Source organism: Aromatoleum toluolicum (assembly GCF_012911005.2).
GTDB lineage: Bacteria > Pseudomonadota > Gammaproteobacteria > Burkholderiales > Rhodocyclaceae > Aromatoleum > Aromatoleum toluolicum.
Window position 1 is genome coordinate 22,784 of the sequence record NZ_WTVS01000017.1, and the last position, 16,004, is coordinate 38,787.

General features: G+C 69.0%; 10 protein-coding genes. 4 read left to right on the forward strand and 6 right to left on the reverse strand.

Features of this window, described 5'->3' with window-relative positions; translation table 11 throughout:
- Positions 1–9: 9 nt before the first annotated feature.
- Positions 10–1,449, forward strand: a complete 1,440-nt coding sequence (locus GPA27_RS09830) for a cryptochrome/photolyase family protein (protein ID WP_169139976.1) — start codon at positions 10–12, stop codon at positions 1,447–1,449.
- A gap of 25 nt (positions 1,450–1,474) precedes the next feature.
- Here GPA27_RS09830 and GPA27_RS09835 read toward each other — a convergent pair whose 3' ends face one another.
- From GPA27_RS09835 to GPA27_RS09855, 5 genes are all read right to left on the reverse strand, one after another.
- Positions 1,475–7,489: a hybrid sensor histidine kinase/response regulator gene (locus tag GPA27_RS09835; RefSeq protein WP_169139978.1), complete on the reverse strand. Its 6,015-nt coding sequence runs from the start codon at positions 7,487–7,489 to the stop codon at positions 1,475–1,477.
- A gap of 28 nt (positions 7,490–7,517) precedes the next feature.
- Positions 7,518–9,653 carry a methyl-accepting chemotaxis protein gene (locus GPA27_RS09840; RefSeq protein WP_169139980.1) on the reverse strand — a complete coding sequence of 712 codons (2,136 nt, stop codon included), beginning with the start codon at positions 9,651–9,653 and terminating at the stop codon, positions 7,518–7,520.
- Between the two features lie 67 nt (positions 9,654–9,720).
- Complete coding sequence (locus tag GPA27_RS09845) at positions 9,721–10,236, reverse strand: chemotaxis protein CheW (RefSeq protein ID WP_169139982.1); 516 nt, start codon at positions 10,234–10,236, stop codon at positions 9,721–9,723.
- A gap of 6 nt (positions 10,237–10,242) precedes the next feature.
- On the reverse strand, positions 10,243–10,608 hold the full coding sequence (locus GPA27_RS09850) for a response regulator (RefSeq protein WP_169139984.1): 366 nt from the start codon (positions 10,606–10,608) through the stop codon (positions 10,243–10,245).
- A 16-nt stretch (positions 10,609–10,624) separates the two neighbouring features.
- A complete protein-coding gene (locus GPA27_RS09855) occupies positions 10,625–11,020 on the reverse strand; it encodes a response regulator (RefSeq protein WP_169139986.1) in 396 nt (131 codons plus the stop codon).
- Between the two features lie 390 nt (positions 11,021–11,410).
- Here GPA27_RS09855 and thiD point away from each other — a divergent pair, with 390 nt between their 5' ends.
- The 3 genes from thiD to hemL all read left to right on the forward strand — a co-directional run bounded on the left by thiD (position 11,411) and on the right by hemL (position 14,368).
- A complete protein-coding gene (thiD, locus tag GPA27_RS09860) occupies positions 11,411–12,376 on the forward strand; it encodes a bifunctional hydroxymethylpyrimidine kinase/phosphomethylpyrimidine kinase (RefSeq protein WP_169139988.1) in 966 nt (321 codons plus the stop codon).
- Positions 12,357–13,001, forward strand: a complete 645-nt coding sequence (gene thiE, locus GPA27_RS09865; protein WP_169139990.1) for a thiamine phosphate synthase — start codon at positions 12,357–12,359, stop codon at positions 12,999–13,001. Before thiD ends, thiE begins: the two co-directional genes overlap by 20 nt.
- 83 nt (positions 13,002–13,084) lie before the next feature.
- Complete coding sequence (gene hemL / locus GPA27_RS09870) at positions 13,085–14,368, forward strand: glutamate-1-semialdehyde 2,1-aminomutase (RefSeq protein ID WP_169139992.1); 1,284 nt, start codon at positions 13,085–13,087, stop codon at positions 14,366–14,368.
- Between the two features lie 97 nt (positions 14,369–14,465).
- On the opposite strand, the gene mgtE is transcribed toward hemL, so the two are convergent.
- Entirely contained in the window at positions 14,466–15,908 is a 1,443-nt protein-coding gene (gene mgtE, locus GPA27_RS09875) for a magnesium transporter (protein ID WP_169139994.1), read from the reverse strand.
- Positions 15,909–16,004 lie beyond the last annotated feature (96 nt).

Below are 16,004 nucleotides of genomic sequence, written 5' to 3' on the forward strand. Positions count from 1 at the left end.
TTCCCCCTGATGCGCTCCGCCCTCGTCTGGTTCCGTCGCGACCTGCGCAGCCACGATCACGCCGCGCTGTATCACGCGCTGCGCCGCTTCGATCGCGTGCACTGCGCGTTCGTCTTCGACACGGAGATCCTCGATGCGTTGCCGAGCCGCTGCGACCGGCGCGTCGAGTTCATCTGGCGCAGCCTGCAGGAGCTCGATACCGCGCTCGACGCGCTGTCGCGCCGGGCGGGCGGCGGCGGGGCGGGCATCGTCGTGCGGCACGGGCGCGCCGACGCGCTGATCCCGGCGCTCGCGGCGCAGCTGGGCGTGACGGCGGTGCTGACCAATCGCGATTACGAGCCTGCCGCGATCGCGCGCGACCGGCGTGTGGCAGAGGGGCTCGCCGCGGCAGGGATCGGTTTCGAGGATTTCAAGGATCAGGTGATCTTCGAGCGCGACGAGATCCTCACGCAGGGCGGACAACCCTACAGCGTGTTCACGCCCTACCGGAACGCGTGGCTGAAGAAGCTCGACGGCTTCTACGTGCAGGCCTATCCGGTCGAGCGCTACGCCGCGCAGCTGGCACCGAAGGCGCACGGCGAGCGCGTGCCGGGCCTCGATGAGCTCGGCTTCACGGCGACGAACCTCGCCGAGCTGCGCCTGCCCACGGGCATGTCCGGCGGCCGCGCGTTGTTCGGCGACTTCACCGGCCGTATCGGGCGCTACCGCGAGGCGCGCGATTATCCGGCGGTGAAGGGCGTGTCCTATCTTTCCGCGCACCTGCGCTTCGGCACCGTGTCGATCCGCGAACTGGCCGCGTTCGCTTGGGCCGACGGCGGGGCAGGGGCGGAATGCTGGCTCGGCGAGCTGGTGTGGCGCGACTTCTACCACATGATCCTGTGGCACCACCCACGCGTCGTGACGGGGTGCTTTCGGCCCGAGTACGAGCGCATCGCGTGGGACGCGGCGCCGGAACTGTTCGCGGCGTGGTGCGAGGGGCGCACGGGTTATCCGCTCGTCGACGCGGCGATGCGCCAGCTCCACTCCACGGGCTACATGCACAACCGCCTGCGCATGGTCGTTTCGTCCTTCCTCACCAAGGACTTGGGCATCGACTGGCGCTGCGGCGAGCGTCATTTCGCCGACCACCTGCTCGATTACGACCTCGCGGCGAACAACGGCGGATGGCAGTGGGCGGCGTCGACGGGCTGCGACGCGCAGCCGTATTTCCGCATTTTCAATCCGGTGACTCAGTCGGCGCGCTTCGATGCGGAGGGGCGCTTCATCCGCCGCTACGTGCCGGAACTCGCACGCGTGCCGGACAAGCACATCCATGCGCCGTGGAAGATGGGGGCGGCCGAGCAGGCGGCTGCGGGCGTGCGCCTCGGCCGGGATTATCCGGCGCCGGTCGTCGATCACGCCTTGGCGCGCGAGCGCACGCTCGCGCGCTTCGCCGTCGTGCGGAGCTGACGCCGGTGCTGCTCCGCCGCCGGCGTCAGGCCTCCGCGCGCGCCTTCGCGGTGTAGTGCTGCAGCAGGGCCAGCAGCTCGCCTTCCTCGTAGGGTTTGCCGAGGTACTCGCTGGCGCCGATCTTCTCGGCGAACTGGCGGTGCTTGTCCGCCAGGCGCGAGGTGATCATGATCACCGGCACGTCGTGGGTGCGCGCATCGGCGCGGATGTTGCGCAGCAGGTCGAAGCCGTCCATGCGCGGCATCTCGATGTCCGACAGGATCACGTCGGGTACCGACTCGATCAGGCGCTCCAGCGCCTCGACGCCGTCTTTGGCCGTGATCACGCGATAGCCTTCGCGCTCGAGCAGGCGGCCGGTGATCTTGCGCACCGTCAGCGAGTCGTCGACGACCATCACGGTCGGCTGGACGGCCTGCGCCGGCTCGAGCCATGCGGCGGTGCCCGCTTCCGCGGTGCCTTCCGCCGTGGTCTCCGCGAGGCTGCGGCTGGCGAGCGCGACGGGGTTGAGGATCAGCACGATCTCGCCATCGCCCAGCACCGTCGCGCCGGAGATGCCGACAACGCGCGCCAACTGCGGGCCGGCGTTCTTGACGACGATTTCCTGGTTGCCGCGCAGCGCATCGACGTGCAGCGCCAGCGTCTGGGCACCGGCGCGCAGCAGCAGCACCCAGTTGAAGCGCTGTTCCTCGGGCTGGCTGGCCGGGTCGCCAAGCAGGCGCGGCAGGTAGCGGTAGTTGAAGTGCATGTCCTGCCAGTCGGTGCCGCCGGCGGCGCGCAGTTCCTGCAGCGCGCCCGTCTTCAGCTCCATCACCTGGGCGACCATGCTCGACGGAATCGCGAAGGTGCGGCCGCCCGCGCTGACCAGCAGGGCCTGCGTCACGGCGAGCGTGAGCGGCAGGTAGATGCGGAATTCCGTACCGGCGCCGCGCGTCGAGCGGATGTCGATGCGTCCGCCGACCGCCGCGGTCTCGGATTTCACGACGTCCATGCCGACGCCGCGCCCGGACACCGTCGACACGTTGCTGGCGGTCGAGAAGCCGGGCAGGAAGATCAGGTTCGTCAGGCGGCGCTCGTCGGCGATCTCGGTCGGACCGAGCAGGCCTTGTGCGCGTGCCCGTTCGGCGATCCGCTCGTAGTCGAGGCCCGCACCATCGTCGGCGAGGCTGATCGCGATTTCGTTGCCTTCCTGGCTGACGCGCAGCGTGATCTGGCCGATCTCGTTCTTGCCGCTGGCGCGGCGGGCCTCGGGATCCTCGAGGCCGTGCGCGATCGCGTTGCGCAGCAGGTGCTCGAGCGGCGCGGTGATGTGCTCCAGCACGCTGCGGTCGATTTCGATGCGCCCGCCGCGCAGGTCGAGGTTCGCGCGCTTGCCGAGGTCCTTCGCCGTCTGGCGCGTCACGCGGTAGAGGCGGTCGGCGAGGCTGTCGAAGGGCACCATGCGCACCTGCATCAGCGCCTGCTGCAGGTCGCGCGACAGCCGTGCCTGGCTGTTTAGCGCGAGTTCGGCGCCGTCGAGGTTGCGCAGCAGGCTCTGCTGCACCGTCGTGACGTCGCCGACGCTCTCCGCCATCATCCGCGTGAGTTCCTGCAGGCGGGTGTAGCGGTCCATCTCCAGCGGGTCGAATTCGCCTTCGTGCGTGCCGGTGTGGGCGATGCGCGACTGCATCTGCACGTCGGCCTGGATCTCGACCTCGCGCAACTGGTTGCGCAGGCGGATGACGTTTTCGGTCAGGTCCAGCAGCGAGCGGCGCAGCGTGCGCAGCTCGCCCGCGATGCGGGTGCGCGCGATGCCGATCTCGCCGGCCTCGTTGACGAAGCGGTCGACGGTGTCGGCGCGCACGCGCAACGTGGCCGTTGCGCTGCCTTCGCCTTCGGTCGTCGGCGTTTCGGGCGTGATGACGGAGACCGCGACTTCGGTCGCCGCGCCGGTGGTTGCGGCTGCCGGGGCAGGGGCGCCGGTGAGCGCGCCCATCAACTGCTCGGTGCGGTCCAGGCCACCGACCAGTTCTTCGATCATCCCGGCGGCGTCGCGCCCGGCTTCGCGGCCTGCCTCGAGTTGCGATTCGAGCTGGTGCACGTGTTCGCCGAGGCTCATCGCGCCGGCCATGCGCGCGCTGCCCTTCAATGTGTGCAGCAGCCGGGCCGTCGCCTTGGCGTGATCGGCCGAGGCGTCGCCACTTCTCCAGCGCCGCAGCGTCGCGTGCAGGTCTGCAAGCAGCTCCGCGCCTTCCTCGAGGAAGACCGGCAGGAGCTGCTCGTCGAGGTCATCGGCGACGGTCGCCGCGCGGGCGTCGCCCTCGGCGGCTTCGGTTGCGGCCGCCGGCCGTTCGGGGGCTTCTTCCTCGACGGCCACGCCTTCGGCCTCGAAGCCGGAGTCGAGCGCAATCGTGCGGCCGATGCCGTCGAGCTGCTCGGTCAGTTCGGGCACCTCGAGCGGCATCTGGCGCAGCGCGATCTGGGCGACCATCGCCTCGAGGGTGTCGTTGGAACTCTTCATGACCGCCGACTGTTCCGCGGTCGGCGGGTGGGCGCCCTCGCGCAGACGCTCGATCGCATGTTCGAGCGCGCGGGCAAGCGCCTGCACGCTCATCAGGCGTGTGGTGCCCGAGATGCCGGCGAGCGTGTGCGCGGCGCGCAAGGCGGCCTCGGTGGGGACCAGCATCGGGTTGGCAGCAAGGCGGACGAGCTCGTCGCGCAGGGTGCCCATGTGGTGCCGCGCTTCGCCGAGATACAGGTCGTAGAGGGGCCGGCTGATCTCGTTGTCGCCGACGAAGACGACGTCACGCTCGATCGGCGTCTCGATTTCCTCGAGGTCGACGGTCGCTTCCTCGAGTTCCTCCGATACGGCGGCGGGCGCTGCGGCTGCAGCGCGAATTTCCTCGGCGAGGGGTGCTTCGGGCGCGCCTGCCTTGTCGGGCTCGACGGTCTCGGATGTGGCGGGCGCTTCCTCCCCGGCGGGGGGCTCCAGTTCGACGGCTTCCTCGAGCTCGATCGTATCCTCGAGATCGACCACCTCCTCGAGTTCGGCCAGGTCCTCGAGTTTCTCGGTTTCCGCGGCCTCCGTCGTTTCCACCGGTTCGATGGGCGCGGCTATCCCGGCCGTCCGCTCCAGAGCGACGGAGGCGTCGAACGCGGGAAGCTCCTCGGCTGCCGGAGGGAGCTCGAAGCCGGGCAGGGCCTCTAGGGTGATCGTTTCCTCGGGCGCTGCGGTAAAGTCTTCCAGTGTAGGCTCGAGGGACAATTCCTCGAATGTCGCAGTCTCTTCCGGCAGGGCGATTTCGCCGTTCGTCTCGTCTTCGGCCAGCGGGCTTGCCTCGGGAACGTACTCGCTCGCGATCGCCGGTTCGAAGGCTTCTTCGGTTCCCGCCTCCGCGGGCGCGAGTTCTTCGCCCGGCGCCTCGAGTTCGAGTGCATCGAACGCTTCTGCGACGACGCCCTCCTCCTCGGCCGCGGGCGCCGTGACGGGCAGGATTTCGCCGCTCTCCGCCAGTTCGAGCGCTGCGAACCCGAGGGCGGCTTCTTCTGCTGCCGCCGGTTCGGCCGCGGACGCGGCCATCGCGCGGGGCGCCGGTTCGCTGATCGGCGTGTCGCTGCTGCGCAGGCGTTCGGCCTCCGCCATCAGCGCGGTGACGTCGCGTGCCTGGCTGCCTCCGGCTTCCAGCTCCGAAACCCATTCGGAGAAGGTTTGGCAGGCGTCCCCGAGGAGGTGGTGGAGCGCCGGTGTCGGCGACCACTCGAGCTGGAGCCAGCGGTTGAGCGTCTGTTCGATGGCCCATGCGGCTTCGCCGAGATCGCGCAGGCCGACCATGCGGCCGCTCCCCTTGAGGGTGTGAAAGCCGCGCCGGATCGACGTAAGGTGCTCGGCGTTGGCCGGTGATGTGCGCGACAGTTCGAGTTGTTCGGCGACGTTGGCGAGGACTTCGTGGGCTTCCTCGATGAAGATCTCGAGCAGTTCCGCGTCGATCTCGGCGGCGCTCGGCGCCGGGGCGGCCGGCGCTGCAGCGGGTGCTGCCGGCGGAGCCGTTGGCGCCGGCGCCGGTATTTCGGGCGGCAACTCGATCGGCGCGAAATCGATGCGGATCTCGGGCGGGGGCGGTTCGGCGGGTTCGAGCGGCGGCTGGAAGTTGAGGTCGGTTTCGACCTCCTCGATCGCCACGGGGGGCTCGATCTCCGCCTCCTCCGCGGCCAGGACCTCGGGGGCGGGCGTTTCGGGCGCAGCAGGCGCCGGCGCTTCGACGGCCGGCTCCGGTGCCGCGCGGGCCGGCTCGACGGGCGCTGCAGGCGGGGCGGCCTTCGCCGGCGGAACCACTTCGGCGAAACGCGGCAGGTCGATCTCGAGGGCAGGCGTCTCGGCGCCGGCCCGCTCGCGGCGGGCGGCGGGATCGAGGAAGGCCTGGAGATTCGCCGGGCCGTGCTGCAGCGTCTGGACGTAGAAGCCGAGGGCCGACAGCCGCTGCGCGAGTCCTTCGAACTGGCCGGCTTCGGGTTCGGCGTCGGACGCCGCGAGCCTCGCGACGGTGGTTGCCGCGTCGTGCACGAGCGCGATCGCATCGGGGTCGCCGATCAGGGTCAGCGCCCCTTCGACCTGTTTGAGCGGGGTCGCGAGGTTCGCGAGCGGCGCGCGCTTCTGCTGGTTGCGGAAGAAATCGTCGAGGATCTGTTCGACCTGCGCGAGGCTCGAGAGGATTTCCCGCGCAAGCTGGCCGACCGCCTCGCGTTCGTGCAGCCGGCGCGCCGTCTCTACCGTCGGCGAATGCTCGGCCGGCTCGACCGTCTCGCCGCGGGTCACCGCGCTCAGGCGGCCGACGGTGTCGGCAACCTGGGTGGAGAAGCCGGCGTCGGGCACGACACGGTCAAGCGCCCCTTCGACGAGCAGCAGGGCGGTGGCGACCTCGATGGCGACCTTGTCGGTGTTCTGCAGGGGATCCTTGCGCAGCCACCGGACGAACTCGATCAGGGCTTCGAGCAGGCGGTCGAGCGCCGGGCGGCCGAGCTGCGGTGCCTGCGCGGCAAGGTCGGCGAGGTTGCTGGCGAAGCGCGGCAGGGCGGCGGCGTGGCCTTCGGAGAACTCGTCCCAGGCGTGCTTGGTGGCGGCCATCGAGCCCTGCAGCGACTTGAGCAGTGGCGCGAGCGGCGTGACGCTGACGGTCGAGCCCGCCTCGGGGATCAGGGCGTGGGGTTGCCAGGTGTCGCGCACGGCCTGCTGCTGCGCGGTGCGTGCCGGGACTTGCGCGGTCCAGTACAGCAGTTCGCGGATGAAGCGGTCCGGTATTGCGACCGGCACCTCGGCCAGTCGCTTGAGCTGCGCGTCGAGCTGCGAGCACAGGCGCTTGACTTCCGGCTGGGCCGGCAGGTCGCCGTTCACCAGAGCCTCGAGGAAGGCCTGCGCCGCGTACCACAGGTTGGTGACGGGGGTGCCGGTATGCAGCACCTCCATGCCCTTGACCGCGTCGAGCATGGCCGTGGGGCCGGCCGGGTCGTTCGGCGTGCGCAGCCACTGCAGCAGACCGCGCTGGAACAGTGCGCGCTGCGCCCGCAGTTGCGCCTGACGGGCGTCATCGGACAGCGTAATACTGGCGATCTGGCGGCGTGGCGGACGTTGCGTGAGGTCGGGGAAGAACAGTTCCGCCGGCGAGACCGGGTCCGCGCTGCGGATGGCGCTGATTTCCCGGTACAGCGGCAGCAGGCGCAGCGGCTGGTCGGGCGTGCCATGCACGAGCTCTTCGAGATAGTTGCCCATCGTCGCGAGCGCGCGCCGCGCCAGGGCGATGGTCGTGGCGTCGAGCGGGCGTTCGCCGCGGGCAAACAACCCGAGGGACTGGTCGAGCGAGGACGCGAACTGGGTGAGGCCGTCCAGGCCAACGATCGAGAGTGCTCCGCGCACCTGGTGCAGGTGGGTCTGCGCGAACTGTACGCGGCCCGCGGCGTCGGACGCGGACAGCGCCTGTTCGAGCGACTCGTCGGCCCGCGCGAGGGCGAGGTCGATTTCGTTCTTGACCCAGGTGAGTGGGCCCAGATCCAGTTCAGAAGGGTGCGTCATGGACGGTTCCCGAGCGAGGGCGAGTGCGTCAGACCTTGAAGCCCGACACCGAGCCCTTGAGTTCGACAGCGAGGTCGGCGAGCTGGCCGACCGACACCGCGGTCTGGCGCGTGCCGGTCGCGGTCTGTTCGGTGATCGCGAGAATTTCCTTCATGGTTGCCGCGACGCGCGTCGCCGTGGCTGCCTGGTGCTGCGTGTCGCTGGAAATCTGTTCGATGAGGCGCGCGGCCTCGGTCGAGACCTCGCCGATCTCGGCCAGCGCCTGGCCGGCGGCGTCGGACAGCTGGGCGCCCTCGACCACGTCGCGGGTGGCGTTCTCCATCGAGCCCACGGCGTCCTTGGTGTCGGTCTGAATCGTCTTCACGATCGCCGCGATCTGCTTGGTCGCCTCGGCGGAGCGTTCCGCGAGGCGCTGCACTTCTTCCGCAACGACGGTGAAGCCGCGACCCGCTTCGCCGGCGGACGCCGCCTGAATGGCGGCGTTCAGCGCGAGGACGTTGGTCTGCTCGGTAATGTCGGAGATCAGTTCGACGATCTCGCCGATCTCCTGCGAGGATTCGCCGAGGCGCTTGATCCGCTTGGAGGTTTCCTGGATCTGCTCGCGGATGCCGTTCATGCCCTTGATGGTGTTTTCCACCGCACCCGCGCCCTTGCGCGCGGATTCCAGCGAGCGGCGCGCGACCTGGGCGGAGCGCAGGGCGCGTTCGGACGATTCCGTCATGGTCTTGGCCATCTGTTCGACGGTGGTGCCGACTTCCTCGATCTCGCGCGACTGTCGTTCGGTCGCGCCGAGGAGTTCGCTGGAGGTCTTCTGCGCGGATTCGGTCGCCTGCGTGACGCGCGTCGCGGCGTCGTTGATCCGCCGCACGAGCACCGACAGTTCCTCGATGGTGTAGTTGACCGAGTCCGCGATCGCGCCGGTGATGTCTTCCGAAACGGTGGTGCGCACGGTGAGATCGCCGTCGGCGAGGTCGCCCATCTCGTTCATCAGGCGCAGGATCGCCTGCTGCGCGACGTTGCGTTCGTTTTCCGCGGCGCGCTGATGCTGCTCCGCCTCGTGCTGGCGCGCGGCGAGTTCGCGCGTGTTCACCTGTGCCATGCGGCTCAGGGCGATGAGGCCGATGATCGCGGCGAGCGCGATGCCCAGGGTGGCCGGCGACAGGCCGCCGCTCGCCGAGGACAGCGCGGTGGAGAGTTCGCGCGCACTCGCTGACAGCGGCTCGGAAGCGCCGAAGATGTCGCTGCCGGCCTTCTTCGCCTGCACGAGGGTCTGGATGTGCTGCAGGATGTCGTCGACGGCATCGAGGGTTTCGGTCGCGCCGGTGGCGAATTCATTGACGCGTCGCCGCCCTTCGGGGTCGGTGGTCGTCGCGCGCAACTCGTTGATCACTTCGGTGAGCGCCTTGGCATCCTTGCCGAGCGCGAACGCGGTTTCCGGATCGATCGCGTTCGCGACCAGCAGCGCGTTCGCGTTCTTCGCGATGCGCTGCGTCAGCACGACGCTGTTGGTGGCCGCCGTGACATCGCGTGCGTTGCTTCCGATGCGCGCCTGCACGATCTGCCGTGCCTGCTCGTACAGCGCCTCGTTCTGCTGGTTGATCGTGGCCACCGACTGGTTGAGCACGAGGAGATTCTTTTCCTGCGCGATCAGCTGATTCGCGAGTTCGGCAGTCGGGCGCCATTTCGCCGCGAGGTTCTCCACCTGCGGCTGCGCGCCCGCGGGCGCGGCCGGCAGGTCGCGGCCTTCGATGTTGCCGCCGTTGGCGAGCGCCTCCAGCAGGCCGGTGAAGCGGTTCGTGCTCGTGCGCAGTTCGGCGAAGGCCTGTGCGTTGCCCTGCAGGGCGAGCTGGGCGGCCTTGGCGATGCGCTGCGAGGTGGTTTCCATTTCGCCCGCCGCCGCGATGTAAGCGGTGGCGTTGCCCGATTGGCGGTACTGGTAGTACAGCAGACCCAGGCCGGCGATGGACGCCGCGGCGAAGACCGTGGCGAGCATGCCGAAGCGGTTGGCGGCGTTGCCACTCCGCTTCGCGCCGCTCTTCGCGGCCGCCGGTTCCGGACTGCGCCGAGGCGGGGCCGCCTCCATGATCGTGGTGGCGAGTGGCGCGCCTTCCGGGTCGGCCTTCTTCTTTTTCGTGAAGTTCAGCGTCGGAAGCTTGAGGGCCATGGTGTGTGCTCCGCGAGATCGGATGATGGGTTGCCGTAATGGTTGGAGGAACGGGCCGCGTGGGGGCTCACTCGAGTCCGGCCTGCAGGAAGCCGCGGTGCGCAAGCAGCGTTGGCACGTCGAGCCGCAGCCAGTGCTGGTCGCGGGCGTCGAGCAGGCGCTCGGCGACCCAGGGTCGCTCGTCTGCGCTGCCGTCGGGATCGGTATGGAAATCGTCCGGGTTGCGCAGTCCGAGGGCGTTCGAAATCAGCAGCGCGCAGTTCGTGCCGTGGCGTGCGCCGACCAGCAGCAGGCGTGCCGGTCCGCCGGGAACGGTGAGTGGACCGTTGTGGAAGGCGGAGAAGTCGACGACGCTGAACAGCGTGCCGCGCACGTTCGCGAGGCCGCGAAACCACTCGTGCGTGAGCGGTACGGACGCCAGTGGCGGAGCGGGCAGGATCTCGCCGCTGTCGGTGAGGTTGATGAGCCAGTTTTCGCGTCCCGCCCGCACGCCCAGCAGTGCGCGGCGGTTGCCGCTCTGCGCTTCGGCAAAGCGCCGCACCAGGTCTTCCTGGAATTCGCGCAGGCTGAGTCGCTTGGTCATCGAGCGTCAGCCCAGCGCCTGGATGCGTGCGAGGAGATCGGCCGGATTGACGGGCTTGACGAGGTAGTCGTGCGCGCCCTGGCGCATGCCCCAGATGCGGTCGGTCTCCAGCCCCTTGCTGGTGCACATGATGATCGGGATGCCACTCGTCGCCTCGTCGCGCGAGATGGTGCGCGTGGCCTGGTAGCCGTTCATGCCGGGCATGACGACGTCCATCAGGATGAGGTCGGGCTTTTCGCTCTTGCTGCGCACGATGGCATCCTCGCCGCTCTCGGCGGTGACGACCTGGTAGCCCTTGGCAGTCAGGAGTTCGGTCAGCGCGAGGCGTTCGGTCGGGGAATCGTCGACAACCAGTATCTTCTTGATTGGCATTGCGATGGGTCTCCAGTCAATGATCCGTGCCGGACTTGCGCGCGGCATGGGTGGCGACCGCCTTGAGGAGGCTGTCCTTGGTGAAGGGCTTGGTGAGGTATTCGTCGGACCCGACCATGCGGCCGCGGGCGCGGTCGAACAGGCCGTCCTTGGACGACAGCATGATCACGGGCGTCGCGGCGAGCTGCGCGTTCTTCTTGATCAGCGCGCAGGTCTGGTAGCCGTCGAGGCGCGGCATCATGATGTCGACGAAGATCACGTCGGGATGATGGTCGGCGATCTTCGCCAGCGCGTCGAAGCCGTCCTCGGCCAGCAGCACCTGGCAGCCGGAGTTGGTGAGAAATATCTCGGCGCTGCGGCGGATGGTGTTGCTGTCGTCGATCACCATCACCTTGAGTCCGGTCAGATCCATGGCTTCAATCCTTGCTGGCGGGCCCGGGGTGGTCGCAGCGCGCGCGTGCGTGCATCGCGCGGGTGCTGCGACATGCCGCCTGGTCCAGTGCGGCGGCATATCCGCGTGTCGTTCGGGGCATGCTGCGGAGGTGCGGCGTGGAGCGGCCGGCAGGCCGCTGCCCGTCCGGCTGCCGGGGTGCGCTTGCGGAGGCGCCAAGCCTTGCCGCAGGCACAATTGCACCCGTCAGGGTGGCCGATGAGCACGCGCGCCGGATGCTTCCGGTATGGGGGCGCGTAGTGGCCATCTATAAGCATGCTCCGGGCAAATTGGCTGTAAAATCCGCCGCATCTTACCGCATTTTTCATGCCGTGCCAGATCAGCCGTCTGGTATAGACGGCAGATTCCTTCATGCCCCTCGGATTCACCGCTGTTCCCCCTGTCGTGCTGTGCTTTGCGACCAGCGACGCGACTGCCGGCTCCGGCCTCCAGTCGGATGTGCTGACGCTCGCGAGCATGGGATGTCATCCCCTGTCGGTCGTCGCGGCGATCTCGGTGCGCGACACGCGCGGCGTCGAGGAGTTGCTGGCGCTGGATTCCGAGGCTGTCGATGCGCAGGCGCGGGCCTTGCTCGAGGATATCCCGGTGCAGGCCTTCAAGCTGGGCATGGTCGGCAGCGTCGAGAATGTCGCGGCGATCGCCGAGATTCTCTCCGATTATCCCGACATCCCGCTGGTGCTCGAGCCGGCGTTGTCCATCGTGGATGGCGAGGAGGCCGCGGGCGAGGACATGCTGGCGGCGCTTGCGGAGCTGGTGCTGCCGCAGGTGACGGTGCTGGTCGCGAGTCGCAGCGAGGTGCTGCAGCTGGCCGCGCTGACGCCTCCGGGCGACGGCGACGACGAGAGCGATGAGGCCGTCGACGCCGACGAGTTCGACGAGCTCGGCGAGCTTTTTGCGCCCGGCGCAATGGAAGGAGATGACGACGGGGATGAGGACGACGCGGACGAGGACGACGATGCTCTGTCGCTTGCGGATGCGATCGCGCGCGTGCTCGGGCGTGGCGTTGGGTACGTGCTGCTGACCGGTGCCGGCGAGCCCGGGCCGCAGCTCATCAACGTGCTGGTCGGGCGCGAGGGCGTCGTGCGCACGGATGCGTGGGAGCGCCTGCCGGGCCGCTTCCTTGGCGCCGGTGCGACGCTGGCCGCAGCGCTCGTGGGGGCGCTGGCGCATGGCATGACGGTGGCCGAGGCGATGCGCGAGGCGCAGGAATTCACCTGGCAGGCGCTGTCCAGCGCCTATCGGCCCGGCATGGGCATGGCCGTTCCCGACCGTTTCTTCTGGGCGAGGGCGAACGAGGATGACGATGGCAAAGCGTGAGCACGCCTTGCGCGGGCTGTATCTGATCACCCCCGACACCGCGGACAGCGCGGCGCTGCTGGCCGGTGTCCGCAGCGCGCTCGCCGGGCGCCCGGCGCTGCTGCAGTACCGCAGCAAGCACGCCGACGGGGGGCTGCGACGGGAGCAGGCCGCAGCGATCGCGGCGCTGTGCCGCGAGGCCGGCGTGCCCTTCATCGTCAATGACAGCCTCGAACTCGCGCTCGCGGTAGGGGCCGATGGCGTGCACCTCGGACGCGACGACGGCGACCTGGGCGCGGCGCGCGCGGCGCTGGGGCCGGAGCGCATCCTCGGGGTGACCTGCTACAACGACTGGGCGCGGGCGGAGGAGGGGGCCGCCGCGGGAGCCGACTACGTCGCCTTCGGCGCGGTGTTCGCGTCCCCGACCAAGCCCGCCGCCGTGCATGCGCCGCTGGATCTTCTGACTCGCGCGCGCCGCGAGCTGAAGCTGCCGGTCGCGGCGATCGGCGGCATCACGCTCGACAACGCGCCGCTGGCGATCACGGCGGGAGCCGATCTGCTGGCGGTGATTTCCGACGTCTTCGACGATCCTGATCCGCGGGGGCGTGCGGCGGCGTATCGTGCCGCCTTCGGGCTGTCCGGCTGAGTCCGCGGCGCTGCCTTCCGCCCTTCCCGCAGTTTCCTTTTTCGATCCATTTCCTCTTTGCCAATCGACGAGTGCGAACCGACATGACGAGCAAGAACGAAGTCCTCTTCCAGCGTGCCCAGAAAACCATCCCCGGCGGTGTGAATTCGCCCGTGCGGGCCTTCCGCTCGGTCGGCGGTTCGCCGCGCTTCATCGAGCGTGCGCAAGGGGCGCGCGTATGGGATGCGGACGGCAAGGACTACATCGACTACGTCGGTTCGTGGGGGCCGGCGATCACCGGTCACGCCCATCCGGCCATCGTCGAGGCGGTGCGCGAGGCGGCGCTGCGCGGGCTGTCCTTCGGCGCGCCGACCGAAGGCGAGGTCGAGATGGCCGAACTGATCTGCGAACTGATGCCGTCGATCGACATGGTGCGGCTGGTGAGCTCGGGCACCGAGGCGACGATGAGCGCGATCCGACTCGCACGCGGCTTCACCGGACGTGACGGGATCATCAAGTTCGAGGGCTGCTACCACGGCCACGCCGACAGCCTGCTGGTGAAGGCGGGCTCGGGCCTGCTGACCTTCGGCAATCCGTCCTCGGGCGGCGTGCCGGCGGACTTCGCGAAGCACACGATCGTGCTCGACTACAACGACCTGGGGCAGGTCGAGGATGTCTTCAAGGCGCGCGGCAACGAGGTCGCCGCGGTGATCGTCGAGGCGGTCGCCGGCAACATGAACCTGATCAAGCCGCTGCCGGGCTTCCTCGAGGGGCTGCGCGAGCTGTGCACGAAGTACGGCGCCGTGTTGATCTTCGACGAGGTCATGACCGGCTTCCGCGTCGGAGCGCAGGGCGTGCAGGGCCTCTACGGCATCACGCCGGACCTGACGACGCTGGGCAAGGTGATCGGCGGTGGCATGCCGGTGGGCGCCTTCGGTGGCCGGCGCGACATCATGAACCACATCGCGCCGTTGGGTTCGGTGTATCAGGCCGGCACGCTGTCGGGCAGTCCGGTCGCGGTTGCGGCGGGCCTGGCGTCGCTGAAGCTCGTGCGCGAGCCGGGCTTCTACGACACGCTCGCGGCGCGTGCGACGCAGCTGGTGGACGGGCTGTCGGCGGCGGCGCGCGAGGCGGGCGTGACCTTCTGCGCCGATTCGGTCGGCGGCATGTTCGGCCTGTACTTCGCGCAGGGCGTGCCACGCTCCTACACCGAGGTGATGGCCTCGGACCGCGACACCTTCAACCGCTTCTTCCACGCGATGCTGGATGCCGGGCACTACTTCGCGCCGTCGGCCTTCGAGGCGGGCTTCGTGTCGGCGGCACACACGGCGGCGGACATCGATGCGACCGTGGCAGCTGCTCGCAAGGTATTCGGACAGCTGGGCTGAGGTGCGCAGGCGATAGCCTGCGCGGTGGGAGCAGCCGCTCCCACCGGAAAATCAGCCCCTTCGCGGCCGCAGCCGCTCCCGCGAAGGGGCTGGCGCGCTACAGCAGGATCAGCGTCGCGAGTCCGAGGAAGATGAAGAAGCCGCCCGAGTCGGTGAGCGCGGTGATCATCACCGAGCCACCCATGGCCGGGTCGGCGCCGAAGCGTAGCCGCACCATCGGGATCAGCACGCCGGCGCAGGCGGCGAGCAGCAGGTTCAGCGTCATCGCCGCGGTCATCACCGCGCCGAGCGAGGCGCTGCCGTAGAGTGCCCAGGCGAGGAGCCCCAGCAGCCCGCCCCACACCAGGCCGTTGACGACGGCGACGCCCATCTCCTTGCGCATCAGGCGCTGCATTGCGGTCTGTTCGACCTGGCCCATCGCGATCGCGCGCACGATCATCGTGACGGTCTGGTTCCCCGAGTTGCCGCCGATGCCGGCGACGATGGGCATCAGCGCGGCCAGCGCGACGAGTTTCTCGATCGAGCCCTCGAAGGCGCCGATCACGCGCGAGGCGATGAAGGCGGTGACGAGGTTGATCGCCAGCCACGCCCAGCGGTTCTTCACCGAGTCCCACACCGAGGCGAAGATGTCTTCCTCTTCACGCAGACCGGCGTGGCTGAGGATCTCGTGCTCGGATTCCTCGCGGATGTAATCGACGACGTCGGCGACGGTCAGCCGGCCGATGACGCGCTTCTCGGCGTCGATCACCGGCGCGGACACGAGGTCGTAGCGCTCGAACGCCTGGGCGGCGTCGTCGGCTTCGTCCTCGGGCTCGAAGCTGATGACGTTTTCCTTGTGCATGACCTCGCCGACGACCATCTCGGGGTCGTTGATGAGTAGCGATTCCAGCGTCAGGATGCCTTTCAGGTGGTCTTCGCGGTCGATGACGAAGAGCTTGTCGGTGTGGTCCGGCAGCTCGTCGAAGCGGCGCAGGTAGCGCAGCACGACCTCGAGCGTGACGTCCTCGCGGACGGTCACCATGTCGAAGTCCATCAGCGCGCCGACCGATTCCTCCGGGAAGGACATCGCCGCGCGCAGCTGTTCGCGTTCCTCGCTGTCGAGAGACTGGAACACGTCCAGCATGACCTCGGGCGGCAGGTCGGGCGCGAGGTCGGCGAGTTCGTCGGCGTCGAGGGTTTCCGCAGCGGCCTTGAGCTCGTGCGGATCCATCGTCTCGATGAGGGACTCGCGCACCGCGTCGGAGACTTCCAGCAGGATGTCGCCGTCGCGCTCGGCCTTGACGAGGTCCCACACGAACAGGCGGTCCTCGAGCGGCAGCGCTTCGAGGATGTAGGCGATGTCCGCGGGGTGCAGCGAATCGAGCTTGGTCTGGAGTTCGGCGACGTGCTGCTTGTGGACGAGGTTCTCCACCAGCTCGTGGCGGGGCATGTCCTGGCGATGGACGAGATCCTCCACTACCCTGTGGCGTGCAAGCAGCTCCTGGACTTCACGCAGGTGCTGCTGGACGTCGTCCGGGTGGCGTTCGTCCTGCTCGCTCATCGGCGCCTCCGGGGGTGTGGGGGTTCGGTCGTAAGGCGCGAATTCTACGGACTTCGCGGTCCTCTTGCGACCCCGGAAAGGCGAAAATGTTGCAAC

Excerpts from the sequence above, each read along its gene's own strand:
- GPA27_RS09830 (WP_169139976.1), top strand. The coding sequence starts at position 10 with ATGCGCTCCGCCCTCGTCTGGTTCCGTCGCGACCTGCGCAGCCACGAT.
- GPA27_RS09835 (WP_169139978.1), bottom strand. The coding sequence starts at position 7,489 with ATGACGCACCCTTCTGAACTGGATCTGGGCCCACTCACCTGGGTCAAG.
- GPA27_RS09840 (WP_169139980.1), bottom strand. The coding sequence starts at position 9,653 with ATGGCCCTCAAGCTTCCGACGCTGAACTTCACGAAAAAGAAGAAGGCC.
- GPA27_RS09845 (WP_169139982.1), bottom strand. The coding sequence starts at position 10,236 with ATGACCAAGCGACTCAGCCTGCGCGAATTCCAGGAAGACCTGGTGCGG.
- GPA27_RS09850 (WP_169139984.1), bottom strand. The coding sequence starts at position 10,608 with ATGCCAATCAAGAAGATACTGGTTGTCGACGATTCCCCGACCGAACGC.
- GPA27_RS09855 (WP_169139986.1), bottom strand. The coding sequence starts at position 11,020 with ATGGATCTGACCGGACTCAAGGTGATGGTGATCGACGACAGCAACACC.
- thiD (WP_169139988.1), top strand. The coding sequence starts at position 11,411 with ATGCCCCTCGGATTCACCGCTGTTCCCCCTGTCGTGCTGTGCTTTGCG.
- thiE (WP_169139990.1), top strand. The coding sequence starts at position 12,357 with ATGACGATGGCAAAGCGTGAGCACGCCTTGCGCGGGCTGTATCTGATC.
- hemL (WP_169139992.1), top strand. The coding sequence starts at position 13,085 with ATGACGAGCAAGAACGAAGTCCTCTTCCAGCGTGCCCAGAAAACCATC.
- mgtE (WP_169139994.1), bottom strand. The coding sequence starts at position 15,908 with ATGAGCGAGCAGGACGAACGCCACCCGGACGACGTCCAGCAGCACCTG.